This window comes from Nonomuraea sp. NPDC049480 (genome assembly GCF_044465905.1).
Classification (GTDB): domain Bacteria; phylum Actinomycetota; class Actinomycetes; order Streptosporangiales; family Streptosporangiaceae; genus Nonomuraea.
This window is the reverse complement of the sequence record NZ_JBITMD010000006.1, coordinates 217,635-236,488: the sequence shown is the minus strand read 5'-3', so window position 1 is coordinate 236,488 and position 18,854 is coordinate 217,635. Positions and strand designations below refer to the sequence as shown.

Below are 18,854 nucleotides of genomic sequence, written 5' to 3'. Positions count from 1 at the left end.
AGCATCAGGTCACGGGCGGCGGCGGAGGGTCGCGTCGGCCAGCTGGGGCGGCTGCCAGCCCGCGTCGGCCGCGTTGAGCGTGACGCCGGGCGCGACGATCTCGTCGATCCGGTCGAGCACGTCGTCGCTCAGCCGCACCTCGGCGGCGGTGAGCTGGCTCTCCAGGTGCTCCATGGTGCGCGGCCCGATGATGGCCGAGGTCACGGCCCGGTGCCGGATCGTGAACGCGATCGACAGCTCGATCAGCGTGATCCCGGCCTCCTCGGCCAGCCGGGCGAGCTGCTCGACCGCGTCCAGCTTGCGCTGGTTGACCTCCTGCGTCAGGTCGTACCGGTCGGGCAGCCGCTGCGCCCTGCGCGTCTGCGGCAGGTCCTGGCCCTTGCGGTAACGGCCGCTCAGCCAGCCGCCGGCGAGCGGGCTCCAGACGATGACGCCCATGCCGTACTTCTCGGCCACGGGCAGCACGCCGGCCTCGATGCCGCGCACGAGCGGCGAGTACGGCGGCTGCTCGCACACGAACCGCTCCAGCCCCCGCCGCTCGGCGGCCCACTGGGCCTCGACGATCTGGTGGGCGGGGAAGGTGGAGCTGCCGATGTAGCGGACCTTGCCCTGGCGGACGAGGTCGGTCAGGGCGCTCAGGGTCTCCTCGACGTCGGTGCCGGGGTCGGGGCGGTGGATCTGGTAGAGGTCGATCCAGTCGGTGCCGAGGCGGCGCAGGCTGTTCTCGACGGCCTGGAAGATCCAGCGGCGGGAGTTGCCCCGCTGGTTGGGGCCCTCGCCCATGGCGCCGTGGCACTTGGTGGCCAGCACGACGCCGTCCCGCTTGCCGGACTTGGCCAGCGCCCGGCCGACGTACTCCTCCGACTGGCCTTGGGCGTAGACGTCGGCGGTGTCGATGAAGTTGACGCCCGAGTCGAGTGCCCGGTCGATGATGCGGGCCGCCTCGTCCGGGTCGGACTCGCCCCACCCCCCGAACATCATCGCGCCCAGGCAGAGCGGGCTGACCTTGAGACCGGTACGTCCGAGTATGCGATATTCCGTCACAGTTTTCACTCCGTCGCAACGAGGTCGATGATGGGCGTCTCGCCGGAGACGAGTTCGAGGGTCCGGCCCGCCGTGCCGGGGTTCTCCAGGAGGGCCACGATGACGGCGGCCACGTCGTCGCGCGGCACCGATCCCGGCGGCACTTCTGGGGCCAGCCGGACCAGGCCCGTGCCCGGCTCGTCGGTCAGGCGGCCCGGCCGGAGGATCGTCCAGGCCAGGCCGTCGCGGCGGCGCAGGTCCTCCTCGGCCTCGGTCTTGGCCTTGATGTAGGCGGCCCACACCTCGTCCCGGCCCGGCACGGGCGGCTTGCCCGTGCCCATGGAAGAAATCTGGATGAAGCGCCGCACACCCGCCCGCTCGGCCGCGTCGGCGAGGAGCGCGGACGCCGCCCGGTCCACGGTGTCCTTACGCGCCGCGCCGCTGCCGGGCCCGGCGCCCGCCGCGAAGACGACGGCGTCGCCGCCCCGGACGATGTCCGTCACCTCGTCCACGCTCGCCTGCTCCAGGTCGCACACGACGGCCCGCGCCCCGGTGGCCTCGACGTCGGCGACGTGCGCGGGATTGCGTACCAGGCCGACCGCGCCCGGCTTCAGGCGCTCCGCCAGGCGCAGCGCTATCTTCCCGTGGCCGCCCGCGATGATGATCCGCATTGCTTCATGGTGTCATGGGGCCATGACGGACTTCCCGCACGCCCCCACGCCCGCCTTCCTGTTCGACCTCGACGGCACCTTGATCGACAGCGTTTATCAGCACGTCATCGCATGGAGACAGGCTCTGGCGAGCATGGGGATCGACCTGTCGGTGTGGCGCATCCACCGCCGGATCGGCATGAGCGGAGGGCTGTTCGTCAGCGCGTTGCTGCGCGAGACCGGGCTGAAGCTCACGCGCGAGCAGATCGACCAGCTGCAGATCGCCCACATGGAGGCGTACGAGCAGCAGGCCCACTCGGTCAAGCCGCTGCCCGGCGCGGCCGAGCTGCTGGCGGAGCTGACCTCGCGCGGGGTCCCGTGGGCCATCGCGACCAGCGGGTACGCCCGCACCGCCCGGCTCGCGCTCGGCATGCTGGGCCTGCCGGAGGATACCCCGATGGTCACCCGGGACCTGGTGCGGCGTGCCAAGCCCGACCCCGACCTCTTTCTCGCCGGTGCCGCGCTGGTCCGCGTGGACCCCGCGCATGCCATGGTGGTGGGCGACAGTGTCTGGGACCTGCTCGCCGCCCGCCGGGCCGGCGCGCTGGGCATCGGACTGTTGTCCGGAGGGTATGGCAGGGAGGAGCTTGAGCGTGCCGGAGCCTTCAGGGTCTACGCCGATCCGGCGGACATGCTGGGCAGACTCGACGAACTCGGCGTGCGGCTCGACGACTGAGGTCAGGAATATCCCGCCGAACTCCCGGGCTGGATCACGCGTACTTCCCCATAAAGGAGCTTGAGAATGGACTTGGCAGACATCGGCGTCACCGGCCTGGCGACCATGGGGCGCAATCTGGCGCGCAACCTCGCCAGGCACGGGTACGCGGTGGCCGTGCACAACCGGTCGTCCGGGCGCACCCAGCAGCTGGTCAAGGAGTTCGGCGGGGAGGGCACGTTCGTGCCGTCCGAGGACCTCGCCGGCTTCGTGGCCGCGCTGAAGCGGCCGCGCCGGGCGATCATCATGGTCAAGGCGGGCGCGGGCACCGACGCGGTGATCGACCAGCTCGCCGACCTGATGGAGCCGGGCGACATGATCGTCGACGGCGGCAACGCGCACTTCGAGGACACCAGGCGGCGCGAGGCCGCGCTGCGCGAGCGGGGCATCCACTTCGTCGGGACCGGCATCTCCGGCGGCGAGGAGGGCGCGCTCAACGGGCCGAGCATCATGCCGGGCGGGTCGAAGGAGTCGTGGGAGGCCCTCGGGCCGATCCTGCAGGACATCTCGGCCAAGGTGGACGGGGTGCCGTGCTCGGTGCACGTCGGGCCCGACGGCGCCGGGCATTTCGTGAAGATGGTGCACAACGGCATCGAATACTCGGACATGCAGCTCATCGCCGAGTCGTACGACCTGCTGCGCCAGGCCCTGGGCGCGACGCCGGCCGAGCTGGCGGGGGTGTTCAGGGAGTGGAACCAGGGTGACCTGGACTCCTATCTGATCGAGATCACCGCCGAGGTGCTCGAGCAGGTGGACGCCGAGACGGGCAAGCCGTTCGTGGACATCGTGGTGGACCAGGCCGAGCAGAAGGGCACCGGCCGCTGGACCGTGCAGAGCGCGCTCGATCTGGGCGTCCCGGTGACGGGCATCGCCGAGGCGACGTTCGCGCGGGCGCTGTCCGGCCACCCGGAGCAGCGGGCCGCCGCCGCGTCCCTGCGGGGCCCGAAGCTGTCCGGGGTCGGCGGGCGCGAGCTGATCGAGGACGTGCGGCAGGCGCTGTACGCGTCCAAGATCGTGGCGTACGCGCAGGGCTTCGACCAGATGGCGGCCGCCTCGAAGGAGTACGGCTGGGACGTGGACCTGGGCGCGATGGCCACCATCTGGCGGGGCGGGTGCATCATCCGGGCCAAGTTCCTGGACCGGATCCGGGCGGCGTACGACGCCAACCCGGCCCTGCCGACGCTGCTGGCCGACCCGGCGTTCGCGGGCGCGCTGGACGCGGCGCAGGAGGCGTGGCGGCGGGTGGTCACCACGGCCGTGCAGATCGGCGTGCCCACGCCGGGGTTCTCGTCGGCGCTGGCGTACTACGACGGGCTGCGCCGGGATCGGCTGCCGGCGGCGCTGGTGCAGGGGCTCCGGGACTTCTTCGGGGCGCACACGTACCTGCGCGTGGACAAGGAGGGCTCCTTCCACACCGACTGGTCCGGCGACCGCGCGGAGCGCCCGGCCTAGCCCCTCGAACGGATGCGGCGGCCCGCTCCCTTCCCAGGAGCGGGCCGCTCATCGCGTAGCCGGGCGGCTCACCACTTCAGGCCGCTCGTGGTGAAGAACCACAGCGACGAGGTCACCCAGAGGGCGACCAGCGCGGTGAAGAGCAGGCCGCCGAGGATGGCGAACGCCCAGGCGGGGACCCCGCGCCGGGGCAGAGACAGCATCTTGGTGATGAAGATGCCGTAGAAGAAGCAGCCCGCGATGGAGTGAACCATCACGCGGGGGTTGTCGTAGCGCGCGCCCAGGGCGTACAGGCAGTGGAAGGCCACCGGCAGGGTCATCAGGAACGCCAGCCGGCCCGACCAGCGGTGCACGCCCTCGATCCACGGCGCGTCCAGCTGGATTTTGCCCCACATCACCATGGCGGAGAGGATCTGGACGCCGGCGAGGAGGGCCGCGCCCGTGGTCAGCCAGGCCTTCATCGGGAGCGCGCCGGAGAAGCCCGCGAGGCCGACGGCGTAGCCGGTGGGCTGGTGCACCGCGCCGTAGCGGCCGAGGGCGACCGAGACGAGCGCGCCCACGCCGAGGGGCACGAGCAGCAGGAGGGCGCCCGACCGGCGGGGCGCTTCGGTCTCGACCTCGTACATCAGCTGCCTCCCATGAATTCGTCCACGTCCTTGGGCGTGATCGCCACGCCCTTGATCACCGTGAGCTCTCCGGGCTCCGGGATCTGCGCGCGTATCAGGACGCCGTCCAGGGTCACGGCGCCCACCCGGGTGCCGTCGTTCAGGTAGATCCAGCCGGCCTGGAGGTTCGCGCCCCTGATCGTCGCGGTCGCCCGGTAGAGGCCGGACGGCTTGCGCACCGTCGACAGGCTGAAGTTCGACCTCGCCGTGCCGATCCGCATCTCGCCGGTGAGTCTGGTGCCGTCGACTTCGGCGGTCACGGTGTCCCCGGCGTTCTCTGCGCCCTTCAGCGACACCTGTCCATTGCTGACCGTGCCCTTGAACCAGACTTCGGTCTTGCCGTCGCAGAAGTATCCGACCGCCTTGGTGCCGCGGAGGGAGATCGCCAGGAGCCCGCGTCTGCCTTGGACCCTTCCCGCGTAGTCGATGGACTTGGCCGCGGCCGTCTGCCTCGGGGAGGCGGACGCCGACGGGTTGGTGGGGTCCTGCCGGTTCGCCGGCGGGTCGTCGCCGGCCGGGGGATCCGCGTCGTCGGTGGGAACCGCCTCGACCGAGGGATCCGCCCCTGCCGGGGGGTCGTCCTCCGCCGGGGGATCCGCGTCTGCTGTGGGATCCGCTCCCGCCGGGGGATCACTGGGATCCGCTCCCGCCGGAGGATCACTGGGATCCGCCCCTGCCGGGGGATCCGTGGGATCTCCCCCCGCGGGGGGATCCGCCTCGGCCGCGGGACCTCCCTCCGCTGTGGGGACGGGCTCCGCGGAGGCGCTCGTGGTGGCGTCGGCGGCGGACCGCGGTGCGGGCAACATGGAAATGCTCAGCGCCGCCAGGGCGACGATGGTCGCCATGCCCATCAGGAGCGTGAGGAAGGGGCCGGACCTCGTCATGATCTCCTGCCTAGATCGTGTGCGTATGCCTTTCGGTACGCGCGAACGGCGGGAGAGGTTCAGTCATCCGGCGTGGAATCCGCCGCGTGGACGCGGTCAGCGGCCGCCGATGCCGGCCGGATTGGCCACCGCCGTCACCGTGCAGAAGCCGATCGGGCCGGTCGTGTCGTGCAGGGTGACCTGGCCCGTCGCGAGGCCGGCCGCGCTCACGTGTCCCGTGGCCTCGATGCCGATCAAGTCGCTCTCCGGCAGGCGGGCGAGCGTCAGCGTGTAGTCGGCGTTGATGTAGCGCAGCCCGTCGGTTCCCACGTTGCTGAGCGGGCTGGCGAAGTCGGCGGCCAGCGCCGCCCGGACGAACGGCGTCACCGGCTCCTCGTCCACCAGCGGGTGCGTCTCCCGCGTCCACACCCGCCCCGGCCCCGGCGCGCCCCATTCGGTCAGCCGCCACAGGTCGAACGGCGGCGTCCACCCACGCCCGTCGGCCGGCGGCCCGTCCGGCGCGGGCTCGTCCCAGGAGGGTGTGAGGAAGGTCTGCGTACCGCCGGCCTCCTCGCCCTGCCGCAGCAGGACCGCGCAGGCCCGCCCGATCACGCCCTGCTCGGTGGAGATGGTCGCGTCGGCGACCCGGATCCGGCGCCCGTCCCTGACCAGGGACGTCTCCACCGTGACGGGCAGCATCGGGCTGCTCCGGAACAGGTCGACGGTCAGCCGGGCGAAGTGCAGGCCCGGCTCGGCGTGCCGCTCCTCGAGGGCGCGGGCGGCCAGCCCGCCGAGGAGACGGCCGTGGAGCATGTCGGGAGACCAGGGGCCGCGGGCGTGCGGCGCGGGCACGAGCTCGCCCTGCTTCTGAGTGAAGAACGCTGTAGTCGACGGCACAGAATCAGATTCTAGAGGAGAACGGGCGCCGTCCTGCTGTCCAGCACGGTCACCATCGCGGCCTGGATCCGGCCGCGACAGGTCCTGGCGTGCGGGGCGGCGACGCCGGCGTCCTGATCTCGCCCGCGGTCGCCCGGCAGGCGCCCTCGGCGCCCGCGGACGACATCAGGGCGTTCTTCTCGCGCTCTAGCCGGCCATGACACAGAAGGGATGGCCCTCCGGGTCGATGAGGACGGTCCAGTCGTCCCCGCCCGGCTGGTGGCCGGGGACGGTGGCGCCCAGCGCGGCCAGTTCCTTCTTGGCGGTCTCCACGTCGGGGACCTTGAATTCGAGGTGCACGTGCTTGCCGTCGTTCGGCCAGCCCGGACCCCGGTAGCCGTCGATGCGCTGGAAGGCGATCGAGACCGGGCCGCCTTCGAGACCGACGAAGTCGGCGTCGCCGTCGGCGATCTTCCAGCCGGTCACCTTGGCGTAGAAGGCGGCCAGGGCGGCGGGCTCGGCGCAGTCGATGACTATGGAGGAAAGAGTTGTCGTCATGCGAGCCAGCCTGCCGGTGACGGCGCGGCCCGGTCTTGAACATCCTTGCGCGCCGGGATTGTCGTAGTCACGGCGTACCGTGCGGCGCATGCGTTCCTCCGTCCGTCTCGCCGCTGGGCCCGGGTTCGTCCTCGACGCCGTGACCTGTGTCGACGACCACCGTGGATGGTCGCCGGCGGAGGCCTGCTCCCGATACCGGGTGGTGCTGGCGCGGCGGGGGACGTTCCGGCGGATGGCGGACGGGCGCAGCACGATCGCCGACGCGACGATGGGCTATCTCGGGGTGCCGGGCGAGGAGGAGCGTTTCGCGCATCCGGCCGGCGGCGACGTGTGCACCTCGCTGTCCCTGACACCCGAGCTGTGGCGCACGCTCACCGGGGATGACACTCGATCAGCCCGCTCGGCGGTGTACGTGGACGCCCGCCTCGACCTCGCCCACCGCCGCCTCCTGGCCGCCGCGCGGGACGGCGACGCCCCATACGGCCTGGCCGAGTCCCTGCTGCCCGTCGTCGGTGCCGCCGTGGTCCGCGCCGCCCAGACCCGTTCCACGGCGGCCGCCGCCCCGCGGACCGGTGCGGCGGCCCTCACCGGCGCCGCCAGGGAGGCCATCTCGGCCGGCCATCCCGCGGCCGGCGGGCTGCTGCCGCTGGCCGAGTTCCTCGGCGTGTCGCCGTACAGGCTCAGCAGGGCGTTCACCGGCGAGCTCGGCGTCTCGCTGACCCACTACCGCAACCGCGTCCGCGTGGGGCGGGCGCTCGACCGGCTGGAGGAAGGGGAGCCGAGTCTGGCGGTGCTCGCCGCCGACCTGGGGTTCGCCGACCAGGCGCACCTGACCCGGACGATCCGCCGGCACGTCGGCCACACGCCGGCGGCCCTGCGCCGCCTGCTCTCGCCTCCAGATCCGTGACCGGGTGGATTTCCGCCCGGCGCCGGCCGTAAGCTCCAGCAATGCGCGATCTAGGTGAGGACCCCCGGCCTGCCCGGGGTGCGGTACGCGAGATCCACTCCCTCAGGGGCCCCGCCACCCTGGCCTACTCCCCCGACCTCGACGGGCTGGCCGACCCGGGGGAGATCGTCTGGGCGTGGGTGCCGTACGAGGAGGACCCGTCCCGGGGCAAGGACCGTCCCCTGCTCGTCGTGGGCCGTACCGGAGGCAGGCTGCTGGGCATGATGTTGTCCAGCAAGGGCGACGACGGGCCCGACTGGCTGCCGCTCGGCGCGTGGGGGCGGGACGGCCAGGCGTCGTACGTGCGGCTGGATCGGGTCTTCGTGCTGGATGAGGACGACATCCGGCGGGAGGGCGCGGTGCTGGACGCGGACCGGTTCGCCCGGGTGGCGGCCCGGCTCATGAAGACGCACGGCTGGAGCGCCGGCCGATAGACCCCGGCCACGGCTGGAGCGCCGGCCGATAGACCGCGGCTGGGCGCCGGCCCACAAAGCCGCGGCCCACGGCGGTGACTACGCGGGAGGCCCCGGTGCCCTCCCGGAAGCGTCAGGGGCGATCGTCGCCCAGGCTGCGGGCCAGGACTTCGCGCAACGCCTCATTGGTGATGGAGAAGTGCCCCTGCGCGATCTCGCCGGCGCGCTGTGTGTCGCCGGCGGCGATGGCGTCGCACAGCGCGCTGTGCTCGGCCAGCGCCCGCTCGTAGACGGCCGACGCACCGTCGTACGGCTCGATCGGGAAGCCCAGGCTGACCCTGCTGAGCAGGTCGCGGCTCAGCCGGGCGATCTGCGGATTGCGGGTGGCCTCCACGACGGCCTGGTGGAAGGCGATGTCGGCGGCGTGCTCCTCGTGGGGGGAGCGCGCGGAGCCGTACCGGTCGAGGGCCTCGCGCATCCGCGCCACATCGGCGGGCTCGCGCCGCTCGGCCGCCACCCGCGCGACCATGCCCTCGACCAGGCAGCGCAGGTCGAACAGCTGCTCCATCTCCGCCCAGCGGGGCAGCAGCGTCCGCCGGACCGCATCGGCGGACGCGCTCGTCCAGGTCTCGCGGACGTACGCCCCGCCGTTGCGCCCGCGCCGGATGTCGACGACGCCCACGGCGAGCAGCCGGCCGACCGCCTCCCGGATCGTCGAACGGCTCACGCCGAGGATCTGTGCCAGCTCCCGCTCCGGCGGCAGCCGCTCGCCGGGGAGGTATTCACCGATCGCGACCGCTGTGATGAGCCGGTCGGCCACCTCCTCCGCGGCTGTCGGGAGCCGCACCGGTCGCAGCACGGAACCGCTGCCCGTCTCGGCAGTCTCGCCTGTCTCGTCCCGCACGTTCCTCCTCGCGGCCCTCTCCGGGCCTTCTCAGGTCCTATCGATCATGGCAGCGCGGGCGGCGGGTTTCGCCGCTGTTACTGGTATGCAACGTTCACAAAAAGGTCTTGTGGCCAGACCATTAATCCATACATTCTACCGAGCAACAGAGGGAGGAACCATTGCCCATCCCAGAGCCCACTCTCACCGGCACCGTTCCCTTCCGCGACTGGCAGACGTGGTACCGGATCACCGGCGATCCGGAGTCGGCCAAGACCCCCTTGGTGGTGCTCCACGGCGGCCCGGGCGCGGCCCACGACTACACGCTTCGCATCGCCGGTCTCGCCCGGCAGGGCCGTTCGGTCATCCACTACGACCAGCTCGGCATCGGCAACTCCACCCACCTGCCCGGCGAGGGCGCGGACTTCTGGACCGTCCGGCTCTTCCTCGACGAGCTGGACAACCTGCTGGCCGCGCTCGGCCTCTCCGGCGGCTACCACGTCCTCGGTCAGTCGTGGGGCGGCATGCTCGCCGCCGAGCACGCCGTACGCCGGCCGGCCGGACTCAAGTCGCTCGTCATCGCCAACTCCCCCGCGTCCATGGAGCTGTGGCTGTCGGAGGCGGCACGCCTGCGCGCCCTGCTCCCGCCCGAGGTCCAGAAGACGCTGCTCGATCACGAGACGGCCGGCACCACCGACCACCCGGACTACAAGGCGGCCGAGGCCGTCTTCAACGCCCGGCACGTCTGCCGCATCGTGCCGAACCCGCCCGAGGTGGCCGCGACCTTCGCCGCCATCGAGGCGGATCCGACCGTGTACCACACCATGAACGGTCCCAACGAGTTCCACGTCATCGGAACGCTGAAGGACTGGACGATCATCGATCGGGCCGGCCGCATCGGGGTGCCGACGCTGCTCGTCTCGGGCCGCCACGACGAGGCGACCGAGGCCACGGTGCGGCCGTACGCCGACCGGATCCCGGATGTGCGCTGGGAGATCTTCGAGGACTCCAGCCACATGCCCCATGTCGAAGAGGAAGAGGCCTACCTCCACCTCGTCGGCGCGTTCCTCGACGCAAACGACTGACTGGAGCCGCACCATGGCACGTCACCTCCCGTGCGCCCGCCCGCTCATCCGCCCGATCGCCGCCGTCTGCGCGGCACTCGCCCTGGCCGCCTGCTCGAGCACCCAGGCCACCCCTCCGGCCGCGCCGGCGGCGACCGCCGCGACCGCCGCGGCCGCGGCGGCCCCGGGCGCCTTCCAGGAGGCGCACAAGGGCGGCACGCTCAAGCTGCTCGCCAAGAGCGCCGCGGGCACGCTGGACCCGCAGGTGAACTACACCCTCCAGTACTGGCAGCTCTACCAGTCCCTGTACGACGGCCTCATGGCGTTCAAGAAGGTCGGCGGCGACGAGTCGTTCAAGGTCGTCCCCGACCTGGCCGAGGCGATGCCCGAGGTGAGCGACGACGGCAAGACGTATGTGTTCAAGCTGCGCAAGGGCGTCAAGTTCGCCACCGGCGACGAGGTCACCGCGGACGACGTGGTGGCCTCGTTCGAGCGGCTGTTCAAGGTGTCCAGCCCCACCGCCGGCACCTTCTACAACGGCATCGCCGGCGCCGCCGCCTGCGTCAAGAAGCCCGCGTCGTGCTCGCTGGACGAGGGCGTGACCGGCGACGCGGCGGCCGGCACCGTGACGATCAAGCTGGCCGAGCCCGACCCGGAGTTCCTCTACAAGCTGGCCGTCCCGCACGCCAGCGTGCTGCCGAAGGGCTCGCCCGCCAAGGACGCCGGCACCAAGCCGCTGCCCGGCACCGGCCCGTACATGGTCGACTCCTACGACCCGAGCCGCGCGCTGAAGCTCGTGCGCAACCCGCACTTCACCGAATGGTCGCGCGACGCCCAGCCGCAGACCTACCCGGACGAGATCGACTACTCCTTCGGCCTCACCGTCGAGGCGGCCGTCACCGCCGTGCAGAACGGCCAGGCAGACTGGGTCTTCGACCCGCCGCCCGCCGACCGGCTGAACGAGCTCGGCACCACGTACGCCGACCAGGTGCACGTCAGCCAGCTCACCGCGTTCTGGTATCTGACGCTCAACACCAACCTCGCCCCGTTCGACAACGAGCTCGCCCGGCAGGCGGTCAACTGGGCGGTCGACCGCAACGCCCTGGTCCAGCTGTACGGCGGCCCGAACCTGGCCCAGCCGGCCTGCACGATCCTGCCGCCCGCCTTCCCCGGCCACGTCGACTTCTGCGACTACACCAAGGGCGGCGGCGCCACGTGGGCCGCTCCCGACCTGGACAAGGCCAAGCAGCTCGTCCAGCAGTCCGGCACCGCCGGGCAGGAGATCGGCATCGTCGTCCAGGACGACGCCGTCAACAAGAGCATCGGCGAATACCTGCAGAGCGTGCTCACCGAGATCGGCTACAAGGCCGTGCTCAAGCCGCTGTCCGGCGACATCCAGTTCACCTACATACAGAACACCGAGAACAAGGTCCAGCTGGCGCTGACCCAGTGGTACCAGGACTACCCCGCCGCCTCGAACTTCCTCAACGTGCTGCTGTCGTGCGCCTCCTTCCACCCCGGCAGCGACTCCAGCATCAACATCGCCGGCTTCTGCGACAAGGGGATCGACGCCCAGATGCAGACCGCCCTGAAGACGCAGCGCACCGACCAGGCCCAGGCCGACCAGCTGTGGGGGCGGATCGACCAGGAGATCATGAAGAAGTCGCCGGTGGTGCCGATCTTCAACCCCAAGCAGGTGAACTTCATCTCCAAGCGGGTCGGCAACTACCAGTTCAGCAAGCAGTTCTACATGCTGGTCGGCCAGCTCTGGGTCCAGTGAGCGGCGAGCCGATCTCGACGAGTGCCGGGCCGTGGCGGGCCGGGCTGGGCCGGCTGGCGCGCGACAAGGCCGCGATGGCGGGGCTGGTGGTGTTCCTGCTGGTCGTGGTGGCCTGCCTGCTGGCCCCCGCGTACGCCGGCCAGGTGGCGCGGACGAACCCGTTCCGGTCGAACATCTCCGGCACGACGGTGGTGGACGGCCGGACCGTGCCGGTGCTGGCGCCCAGCAGCACCGGCCTGGGCCTCGGCGTCACCCCCATCGGCCCCACCTGGGACCCCGGGCACTACTTCCTCGGTGCCGACAACCAGGGCCGCGACGTCATGGCCCGGCTGCTGTACGGCGGCCGCAACAGCCTGCTCATCGGCGTGGCCTCGGCGCTGCTGTGCTGCCTGGCCGCCACCGCCGTCGGCGTGGTGGCCGGGTACGCCGGCGGAGCGGTCGACGCGGTGCTGTCGCGGATCCTGGACGTCCTGTGGTCGATCCCCGTCTACCTGCTGGCGATCTGCCTGTCGGTGGTGCTGCTCACCGGCGGGCTGCGGGTGGGGCCGATCAGTCTGGAGGCCGGCAGCCTCTGGGTGCCGATCGGCATCATCGCCGCCGTCTACGTGCCGTACGCGGCCCGCCCCATCCGCGGCCAGGTGATCGCCCTGCGCAACCGCGAGTTCGTCCAGGCGGCGATCGGCGTCGGTGCGTCCGATCTGCGCATCATGCGCAAGGACCTGCTGCCGAACGTGCTGCCCACGCTGATCGTCCTGCTGCCGATGATGACGGCGCTGAACATGCTGATCGAGTCGGCGCTGTCGTTCCTGTCCATCGGCGTCCAGCCGCCGGACGCCAGCTGGGGCACGATCATCAACGACGGGCTCGGCCTGCTCTACACCCGGCCGGCCGTGGCACTCGCGCCCGGGCTGCTCATCGCCGTCACCGCCGTCGGGCTGAACGTCTTCGGCGACGGCGTCCGGGACGCGCTCGACCCGGGCGCCCGGCTGCGGGGCGGGGTGTAGATGGCCGCCTTCCTGCTGCGCCGCCTGTTCTCCGCCGTCCTGGTGCTGTTCGCGATCAGCGTCCTGGTGTTCCTCATCTTCTTCGCCACGCCCGGCGTCGACCCGGCCGCCCGCATCGCCGGGCGCAACGCCGACCCGGAGACGCTCGCCCAGGTGCGCGCCTCCTTCGGCCTCGACCAGCCGCTGCCCGTCCGGTACGCGATGATGATGGGCCACCTGTTCGTCACCCGGGACCTGGAGTCCTATGTCAACCGGGGCGCGCAGGTGATCCCGCAGGTGCTGCGGGCGGCGCCGGTCACGCTGTCCCTCGTGCTCGGCGCGGCCGTCATCTGGATGGTGCTCGCGGTGGTCATGGGCACCACCGCCGCCCGGCTGCGCGGCACGATCCTCGACCCGGTCATCATGCTGCTCGGCGTCATCGGCGTCTCCCTGCCGGTCTACTGGGTGGGCGAGGTGGTCAACCTGCTCACGCAGAGCCGGCTGCGCGACAGCCTGTTCTCCTGGGTGCCGCCGCTCGGCTACGTCCCCTTCGGCCAGGACCCGCTGCAGTGGGCGCTGCACCTGCTGTTCCCCTGGCTGACGCTGGCCGTCCTGTACGCCGGCATCTACGCCCGGCTGCTGCGCTCGGAGCTCGTCACCGCGCTGGAGGAGGATTACGTGCGCACCGCCCGGGCCAAGGGCGTCTCGGAGTGGCGGATCCTCATCCGGCACGCGCTGCGCTGCTCGCTCATCCCCATCGTCTCGCTCTTCGGCCTGGACTTCGGCGCGCTGGTGGGCGGCGCCGCGCTGCTCACCGAGGTGGTCTTCGGGCTGCCGGGCGTCGGCAGGCTGACGTACGAGGCCCTGCAGAAAGTCGACCTGCCGATGATCATGGGTACGGTCCTGTACGCGGCGTTCTTCGTCGTCCTCGCCAACGCGGCCGTCGACCTCCTCTACGCCCGGCTCGATCCGCGGGTGCGCCGTGGGTGAGCCGCTCCTGGAGATCCGCGACCTGCGGGTCACCTTCCGCACCCGCACCGGCGCCGTCACGGCCGTCGACGGGCTGTCGGCGACCGTCGAGCCCGGGCAGGTGCTCGGCATCGTGGGCGAGTCCGGCTCCGGCAAGAGCGTGTCCATGCTGAGCCTGCTCAAGCTGATCCGCGACCCGAACGCCCGGGTCACCGGCACGGCTCTCTTCGACGGCCGCGACCTGCTGGCCCGCACCGACCGGGAGCTGCGCGCCGTCCGCGGGCGCGAGATCGCGATGATCTTCCAGGATCCGATGACGGCGCTCACTCCCGTCTACACCATCGGCTGGCACATCGCCGAGCAACTGCGCGCGCACCGGCGGCTCACCCGGCGGCAGGCCCGCGAACGGGCCGTCGAGCTGCTGGAGGAGGTGGGCATCGCCGACGCCGGACGGCGCGTGGACGAGTATCCGCACCAGTTCTCCGGCGGCATGCGGCAGCGCGCCGTCATCGCGCTCGCCCTCGCCTGCGACCCGCGCCTGCTCATCGCCGACGAGCCGACCACCGCCCTGGACGTCACCACGCAGGCGCAGATCCTCGACCTCATGCGCCGGCTGCGCGAGCGGCACGGCTCGGCCATCGTCATCATCACCCACGACATCGGCGTGGTCTCGGAGCTGGCCGACCGGGTCCTCGTCATGTACGGCGGGCGCGCCGTCGAGCACGGGCCCACCGCCGAGGTGCTGCGCCGGCCCCGCCATCCCTACACCTGGGGGCTGCTCGGCTCGGTGCCCCGGGTGGACGGTCCCCGGCCGCGCCGCCTGGCCGCCATCCCGGGGGCCTCCGTGTCGCCGTACGACCTGCCGGAAGGGTGCGCGTTCGCGCCGCGGTGCGCGTACCGGCTGGCGGTCTGCGACGAAAGGCCGCTGCTGGCGGGCGCGGCGGGCCATGAGGACGCGTGCTGGCTCCCCCAGGAGGGCCGCTCGGAGCTGAGGATGGAGGCGCCATGAGTGAACCGGTGCTGCTGCGTGCGGCCGGCGTCGTCAAGCACTTCCCGCTGGGCCGCTCGCTGCCGGGCCGCGGCCGGGCCGCCGTCCGCGCCGTGGACGGCGTCTCCCTCGAGGTCCGCGCCGGGGAGACGCTCGGCCTGGTCGGCGAGTCGGGCTGCGGCAAGTCCACCCTCGGCCGCTGCCTGGTCCGCCTGACGGACCTCACGGGCGGGACCGTCGAGTTCGCCGGCCGCGACATCACCCGGCTGTCCCGCCGCCGGCTCCGCCCCGTCCGCCGCGAGCTGCAGCTCGTCTTCCAGGACCCGTACGCCTCACTGAACCCGCGCCGCCGCGTCGGCGACATCGTGGCCGACCCGCTGCACGTCCACGGCTTCGGCTCCGCCGCCGAGATCGGCCGCCGCACCGCGGAGCTGTTCGACGTCGTCGGCCTGCCGCCGGCGTACGCCGACCGCTATCCGCACGAGTTCTCCGGCGGCCAGCGCCAGCGGATCGGCATCGCCCGGGCGCTCGCCACCGAGCCGCGTCTCATCGTCGCCGACGAGCCGGTCTCGGCGCTCGACGTCTCGATCCAGGCCCAGGTGCTCAACCTCTTCGCCGACCTGCAGGAGCGGTACGGACTGACGTACGTCTTCATCGCCCACGACCTGGGCGTGGTCCGGCAGGTCAGCACCCGCATCGCCGTCATGTACCTGGGCGAGATCGTCGAGACGGCGGACGCCGAGGCGCTGTACGCCGGGCCCGCCCACCCGTACACGCAGGCGCTGCTGTCGGCCGTGCCGCGGATCGACGACGGCGCGGACCCGTCACCGGCGGGGCGCCGCGAGCGCATCGTCCTGCCGGGCGACGTGCCCAGCCCCGTCGCCAAACCCTCCGGCTGCGCCTTCCATCCGCGCTGCCCCCATGCCCGCGACCTGTGCGGGCTGGAGCGGCCCCGCCTGCGGGAGATCGCCCCCGGGCGGCAGGCCGCCTGCCACTTCCCCCAGACGTAGGCACCGCCCGGCCCGCTCACCGAGAGCCGCTCCACGGGGTGCGGAGCGGCTCTCGGTGAGCGGGGTGGTCAGCCCCCGGCGGGGGCTTCCGAGGCCGCCGGAGGCGCGCTCCGGGGTTCGGGCTGCTCGGCGGTGGCGAAGGTCAGCCGCAGGCCCAGGAAGGCGCAGAGCGGGCCCAGGGCGCTCATCGCGGCGGAACTGACGAAGGCGGCGGCCAGGTCGCCGGACGCGAAGCCGAAGCCACCGAAGTAGGTGGCGAACAGCGACGCGAAGCCGAAGAACATCCCGGGGATGAGGGACAGTGCCCGGAGCCGGCCGGCCGCCAGCAGCGTGCCGTTGACCACGAAGATGACCAGCCCCAGGGCCACGGTCTGGGCGAACGCGCCGGTGCCGAACATGGTGCCCGTCGCGCGGTTGAGCAGGACGGCGGCCACGCCGAACCCCGCCCCGGCGGTGGTGGCGGTGATCAGCTTCACCGCGTTGGCCCTGGTCGGGCCGCCGAGGAGGAAGGTGCCGGCCCAGGTGATGAAGATCGCCCAGGTGGGCAGGTTGAGCGGGCTCATGGCGGGGAAGACCGTGGCGAAGGCGACGATCGAGGCACTGACCTCATGGGGCAGGCGGATGCGCATGACGAAGGTTCCCTTCAGGCCAGGCCGCCGGGTTTGGCCAGGAGCTCGCGCAGCGCCGTGTCGATGAACGCGGTGTCCTCCGGATTGCTGCCGTGGCCGGCGAAGTGGCCCCAGATGCCCGGTATCACGCGGAGTTCGGCGTTGGTCATGTGGCCGACCGCCCAGGCCTCGTCCTCCGGCGGGAAGTAGAGGTCCTTCTCCGCGGGCATCACGATGGAGGTCGCCTTGATGGAGGCGAGGGCGGCCTCGGTGTCGCCGTCGAAGCCGGGGGTTCGGCCGACGTCTCCGTTCTGCCAGGTCCAGAGCATGGTCAGCAGGTTGTTGGGGTCCCGGCCGTCCAGGAAGAACCCCTCCCAGAAGCCGACGAGGAAGTCCTCCAGCGAGGTGTAGCCCAGCTTCTCGTACGCCTTCTCCCAGTAGAAGGCCTGGGAGAAGCCCCACCCGGCGTACACGCGGGCCAGGGCGCGCAGCCCGATGGCCGGCCACTGGCCGCCGTACCAGCCGCCGGCGAAGACGGAGTCGGCCGTGAGGGCGGCTTTGACGCCTTCCAGGAAGACGAAGTTGTGGATGCTGGTCCGCGGCGAGCCGCAGAACGGGGCGATCCGCTCGACCATCTCCGGGTGGCTCACCGCCCACTGGTAGGTCTGTCCCGCGCCCATGGACCAGCCGGTCACCAGGGCGACGCGCTCGATGCCGAACTCCTCGGTCACCAGCTTGTGCTGGGCGGCGATCTGGTCGTAGACCGTGATGCGCGGGAAGCGGGCCCGGTCGTAGGGGGCGGGGGTGTTGCTCGGCGAGCTGGACAGGCCGTTGCCGAGCATGTTCGGGACGATGATGAAGTACTGGTCCGGGTCGAGCGCCATGCCGCGGCCGATGAGCCACTCGTTGTCCCAGTGCCGCCCGGAGTACCAGGTGGGGTAGACGATGACGTTGCTCTTGTCCGCGTTCAGCTCGCCGTACGTCTTGTAGGCCAGGAAGGCGCCGCGGAGGGTGGCGCCGTGCTGGGTGGTGAAGTCGCCCAGGTCGAAGGTCTGATGGTCGTTCATGGGGGGTCTCGCTTCCGTTCCGGAGATGTCAGGAGGTGACGGCGCACCGGCCGCGGTCGGCCTTGTGCGGGCCGTCGGCCGTGGGGCGGATGTCGAAGTCGAAGATCGCGGTCGGCAGGTAGAGCGTGCTGCAGGCGTTGGGGATGTCGACCACGCCGCTGAGCCGGCCCTCGATGGGCGCCGAGCCGAGCAGGAGGTAGGCCTGCTCGCCGCTGTAGCCGAAGGTCTTGAGGTACTCGACGGCGTTCAGGCAGGCGTTGCGGTAGGCGAGGGTGGCGTCGAGGTAGTGGTTGGTGTCGGTGGAGTGGTCCACGGAGATGCCGACGAACGAGAGGAACTCGCTGTAGCGGGGCTCGACGTTGCCGGGCATGAAGATCGGATTCGTGGTCACGCCGTACTTCTCCATGCCGCCCTTGATGAGGTCGACGTGGAGGTCCAGGAAGCCGCCCATCTCGATGGCGCCACAGAAGGTGATCTCCCCGTCGCCCTGGCTGAAGTGCAGGTCTCCGGCGGACAGCAGGCCGCCGGGGACGTGCACCGGGTAGAACACCCGGGAGCCGCGGGTGAGGTTCTTGATGTCGTGGTTGCCGCCGTTCTCCCTGGCCGGGACCGTGCGGGCGCCCTCCTGGGCGACCCGGTCCGCGTCCTCACCGGTGAGCCGGCCGGCCAGCGCGTTGTCCGCGAGCGGCGGCAGCGCGAGCGCCGGCACCCGGTAGGGGTCGGTGTCGATGAGGGCCTGTTCCCGGGCGTTCCACCGGGCCAGCAGCCCGGCGGACGGAGCGGTGCCCATGAGGCCGGGATGGGTGATCCCGGTGTACCGGACCCCGGGGATGTGCCGCGAGGTGGCCATCTGCCCGCGGAAATCCCAGACGGCCTTGTACGAGTCCGGGAAGTGGTCGGTGAGGAACCCGCCGCCGTTGTCGCGGGCGAAGACGCCGGTGTACCCCCAGCCCGAGCCCGACCCGTCGCCCGTCGGCTGCGGGATCGGCCCCAGGTCGAGGATGTCCACGATGAGCAGGTCGCCCGGCTCCGCTCCTTCCACCGCGATCGGGCCGCTCAGCATGTGCGCGTACGTGAGGTCGACGTCGCGGACGTCGTCGGCGGAGTCGTTGTTCCCGATCTGGTTGTCGGTCCAGTCCCGGCACTCGAGACGGAACTCCGCTCCCGGCCTGACCGTGGCGGCCGGGGGGATGTCCGGATGCCAGCGGTTGTGTCCGGGAGTCTTCTGATCGCGCATGGAGAGGTTCTGGTCGACGCTGAAGATGACGTCCGGCATGTGCT

At 71.8% G+C, this 18,854-nt stretch carries 20 protein-coding genes; 10 read left to right on the top strand and 10 right to left on the bottom strand.

What is annotated here, in order from left to right; all coding sequences use genetic code 11:
- Window positions 1-9 precede the first annotated feature (9 nt).
- On the bottom strand, window positions 10-1,044 hold the full coding sequence (locus tag ACIBX3_RS19645) for an aldo/keto reductase (protein ID WP_397118825.1): 1,035 nt from the start codon (window positions 1,042-1,044) through the stop codon (window positions 10-12).
- Window positions 1,045-1,049: 5 nt separating this feature from the next.
- A complete protein-coding gene (locus tag ACIBX3_RS19640; RefSeq protein ID WP_397118823.1) occupies window positions 1,050-1,694 on the bottom strand; it encodes an NAD(P)H-binding protein in 645 nt (214 codons plus the stop codon).
- 22 nt (window positions 1,695-1,716) lie between these two features.
- On the opposite strand from ACIBX3_RS19640, the gene ACIBX3_RS19635 reads away from it, so the two are divergent.
- Complete coding sequence (locus tag ACIBX3_RS19635; protein WP_397118821.1) at window positions 1,717-2,409, top strand: HAD family hydrolase; 693 nt, start codon at window positions 1,717-1,719, stop codon at window positions 2,407-2,409.
- A 66-nt stretch (window positions 2,410-2,475) separates the two neighbouring features.
- The gene (gene gndA / locus ACIBX3_RS19630) at window positions 2,476-3,900 is read left to right on the top strand and encodes an NADP-dependent phosphogluconate dehydrogenase (RefSeq protein ID WP_397118819.1); all 1,425 of its coding nucleotides are present in this window, start codon (window positions 2,476-2,478) and stop codon (window positions 3,898-3,900) included.
- Between the two features lie 68 nt (window positions 3,901-3,968).
- Here the strand turns inward: gndA and ACIBX3_RS19625 are convergent, their stop codons facing one another.
- From ACIBX3_RS19625 to ACIBX3_RS19610, 4 genes are all read right to left on the bottom strand, one after another.
- Window positions 3,969-4,526, bottom strand: coding sequence for a DUF6529 family protein (locus ACIBX3_RS19625; protein WP_397118817.1), 558 nt, complete (start codon window positions 4,524-4,526; stop codon window positions 3,969-3,971).
- A complete protein-coding gene (locus ACIBX3_RS19620; protein WP_397118815.1) occupies window positions 4,526-5,449 on the bottom strand; it encodes a hypothetical protein in 924 nt (307 codons plus the stop codon). Before ACIBX3_RS19620 ends, ACIBX3_RS19625 begins: the two co-directional genes overlap by 1 nt.
- A gap of 96 nt (window positions 5,450-5,545) precedes the next feature.
- Complete coding sequence (locus tag ACIBX3_RS19615) at window positions 5,546-6,325, bottom strand: acyl-CoA thioesterase domain-containing protein (RefSeq protein WP_397118813.1); 780 nt, start codon at window positions 6,323-6,325, stop codon at window positions 5,546-5,548.
- A 186-nt stretch (window positions 6,326-6,511) separates the two neighbouring features.
- The gene (locus ACIBX3_RS19610; protein WP_397118811.1) at window positions 6,512-6,862 is read right to left on the bottom strand and encodes a VOC family protein; all 351 of its coding nucleotides are present in this window, start codon (window positions 6,860-6,862) and stop codon (window positions 6,512-6,514) included.
- A gap of 88 nt (window positions 6,863-6,950) precedes the next feature.
- Between ACIBX3_RS19610 and ACIBX3_RS19605 the strand changes: the two genes are divergently transcribed.
- Together ACIBX3_RS19605 and ACIBX3_RS19600 are read left to right on the top strand one after the other, a co-directional pair.
- Window positions 6,951-7,769: a helix-turn-helix domain-containing protein gene (locus ACIBX3_RS19605; RefSeq protein ID WP_397118809.1), complete on the top strand. Its 819-nt coding sequence runs from the start codon at window positions 6,951-6,953 to the stop codon at window positions 7,767-7,769.
- Window positions 7,770-7,810: 41 nt separating this feature from the next.
- The gene (locus tag ACIBX3_RS19600; RefSeq protein WP_397118807.1) at window positions 7,811-8,242 is read left to right on the top strand and encodes a type II toxin-antitoxin system PemK/MazF family toxin; all 432 of its coding nucleotides are present in this window, start codon (window positions 7,811-7,813) and stop codon (window positions 8,240-8,242) included.
- 112 nt (window positions 8,243-8,354) lie between these two features.
- Here ACIBX3_RS19600 and ACIBX3_RS19595 read toward each other — a convergent pair whose 3' ends face one another.
- Window positions 8,355-9,125: a FadR/GntR family transcriptional regulator gene (locus tag ACIBX3_RS19595; RefSeq protein WP_397118805.1), complete on the bottom strand. Its 771-nt coding sequence runs from the start codon at window positions 9,123-9,125 to the stop codon at window positions 8,355-8,357.
- 161 nt (window positions 9,126-9,286) lie between these two features.
- Here ACIBX3_RS19595 and ACIBX3_RS19590 point away from each other — a divergent pair, with 161 nt between their 5' ends.
- From ACIBX3_RS19590 to ACIBX3_RS19565, 6 genes are read left to right on the top strand one after another with little or no spacing between them, the layout of a single operon-like run.
- On the top strand, window positions 9,287-10,189 hold the full coding sequence (locus ACIBX3_RS19590; RefSeq protein ID WP_397118803.1) for a proline iminopeptidase-family hydrolase: 903 nt from the start codon (window positions 9,287-9,289) through the stop codon (window positions 10,187-10,189).
- A gap of 13 nt (window positions 10,190-10,202) precedes the next feature.
- The gene (locus ACIBX3_RS19585; protein WP_397118801.1) at window positions 10,203-11,948 is read left to right on the top strand and encodes an ABC transporter substrate-binding protein; all 1,746 of its coding nucleotides are present in this window, start codon (window positions 10,203-10,205) and stop codon (window positions 11,946-11,948) included.
- Window positions 11,945-12,952 carry an ABC transporter permease gene (locus ACIBX3_RS19580; protein ID WP_397118799.1) on the top strand — a complete coding sequence of 336 codons (1,008 nt, stop codon included), beginning with the start codon at window positions 11,945-11,947 and terminating at the stop codon, window positions 12,950-12,952. The genes ACIBX3_RS19585 and ACIBX3_RS19580 overlap by 4 nt, the downstream gene beginning before the upstream one ends.
- Window positions 12,953-13,921, top strand: coding sequence for an ABC transporter permease (locus ACIBX3_RS19575; protein WP_397118797.1), 969 nt, complete (start codon window positions 12,953-12,955; stop codon window positions 13,919-13,921). It abuts the gene before it with no gap.
- Window positions 13,914-14,909, top strand: coding sequence for an ABC transporter ATP-binding protein (locus ACIBX3_RS19570; RefSeq protein ID WP_397118795.1), 996 nt, complete (start codon window positions 13,914-13,916; stop codon window positions 14,907-14,909). Before ACIBX3_RS19575 ends, ACIBX3_RS19570 begins: the two co-directional genes overlap by 8 nt.
- Entirely contained in the window at window positions 14,906-15,898 is a 993-nt protein-coding gene (locus tag ACIBX3_RS19565) for an ABC transporter ATP-binding protein (protein ID WP_397118793.1), read from the top strand. The genes ACIBX3_RS19570 and ACIBX3_RS19565 overlap by 4 nt, the downstream gene beginning before the upstream one ends.
- A gap of 68 nt (window positions 15,899-15,966) precedes the next feature.
- Here ACIBX3_RS19565 and ACIBX3_RS19560 read toward each other — a convergent pair whose 3' ends face one another.
- The 3 genes from ACIBX3_RS19560 to fmdA are packed head-to-tail and all read right to left on the bottom strand — an operon-like array spanning window position 15,967 to window position 18,849.
- On the bottom strand, window positions 15,967-16,527 hold the full coding sequence (locus tag ACIBX3_RS19560) for a DUF1097 domain-containing protein (RefSeq protein ID WP_397118791.1): 561 nt from the start codon (window positions 16,525-16,527) through the stop codon (window positions 15,967-15,969).
- A gap of 14 nt (window positions 16,528-16,541) precedes the next feature.
- Window positions 16,542-17,573, bottom strand: a complete 1,032-nt coding sequence (locus tag ACIBX3_RS19555) for an alpha/beta fold hydrolase (protein WP_397118789.1) — start codon at window positions 17,571-17,573, stop codon at window positions 16,542-16,544.
- A 28-nt stretch (window positions 17,574-17,601) separates the two neighbouring features.
- Window positions 17,602-18,849 (bottom strand): formamidase, encoded by a 1,248-nt coding sequence (gene fmdA / locus ACIBX3_RS19550; protein ID WP_397118787.1) that lies wholly within the window; start codon window positions 18,847-18,849, stop codon window positions 17,602-17,604.
- Window positions 18,850-18,854: the final 5 nt, after the last annotated feature.

Excerpts from the sequence above, each read along its gene's own strand:
- ACIBX3_RS19640 (WP_397118823.1), bottom strand. The coding sequence starts at position 1,694 with ATGCGGATCATCATCGCGGGCGGCCACGGGAAGATAGCGCTGCGCCTG.
- ACIBX3_RS19635 (WP_397118821.1), top strand. The coding sequence starts at position 1,717 with ATGACGGACTTCCCGCACGCCCCCACGCCCGCCTTCCTGTTCGACCTC.
- gndA (WP_397118819.1), top strand. The coding sequence starts at position 2,476 with ATGGACTTGGCAGACATCGGCGTCACCGGCCTGGCGACCATGGGGCGC.
- ACIBX3_RS19625 (WP_397118817.1), bottom strand. The coding sequence starts at position 4,526 with ATGTACGAGGTCGAGACCGAAGCGCCCCGCCGGTCGGGCGCCCTCCTG.
- ACIBX3_RS19620 (WP_397118815.1), bottom strand. The coding sequence starts at position 5,449 with ATGACGAGGTCCGGCCCCTTCCTCACGCTCCTGATGGGCATGGCGACC.
- ACIBX3_RS19610 (WP_397118811.1), bottom strand. The coding sequence starts at position 6,862 with ATGACGACAACTCTTTCCTCCATAGTCATCGACTGCGCCGAGCCCGCC.
- ACIBX3_RS19605 (WP_397118809.1), top strand. The coding sequence starts at position 6,951 with ATGCGTTCCTCCGTCCGTCTCGCCGCTGGGCCCGGGTTCGTCCTCGAC.
- ACIBX3_RS19600 (WP_397118807.1), top strand. The coding sequence starts at position 7,811 with ATGCGCGATCTAGGTGAGGACCCCCGGCCTGCCCGGGGTGCGGTACGC.
- ACIBX3_RS19585 (WP_397118801.1), top strand. The coding sequence starts at position 10,203 with ATGGCACGTCACCTCCCGTGCGCCCGCCCGCTCATCCGCCCGATCGCC.
- ACIBX3_RS19575 (WP_397118797.1), top strand. The coding sequence starts at position 12,953 with ATGGCCGCCTTCCTGCTGCGCCGCCTGTTCTCCGCCGTCCTGGTGCTG.
- ACIBX3_RS19565 (WP_397118793.1), top strand. The coding sequence starts at position 14,906 with ATGAGTGAACCGGTGCTGCTGCGTGCGGCCGGCGTCGTCAAGCACTTC.
- ACIBX3_RS19560 (WP_397118791.1), bottom strand. The coding sequence starts at position 16,527 with ATGCGCATCCGCCTGCCCCATGAGGTCAGTGCCTCGATCGTCGCCTTC.
- ACIBX3_RS19555 (WP_397118789.1), bottom strand. The coding sequence starts at position 17,573 with ATGAACGACCATCAGACCTTCGACCTGGGCGACTTCACCACCCAGCAC.
- fmdA (WP_397118787.1), bottom strand. The coding sequence starts at position 18,849 with ATGCCGGACGTCATCTTCAGCGTCGACCAGAACCTCTCCATGCGCGAT.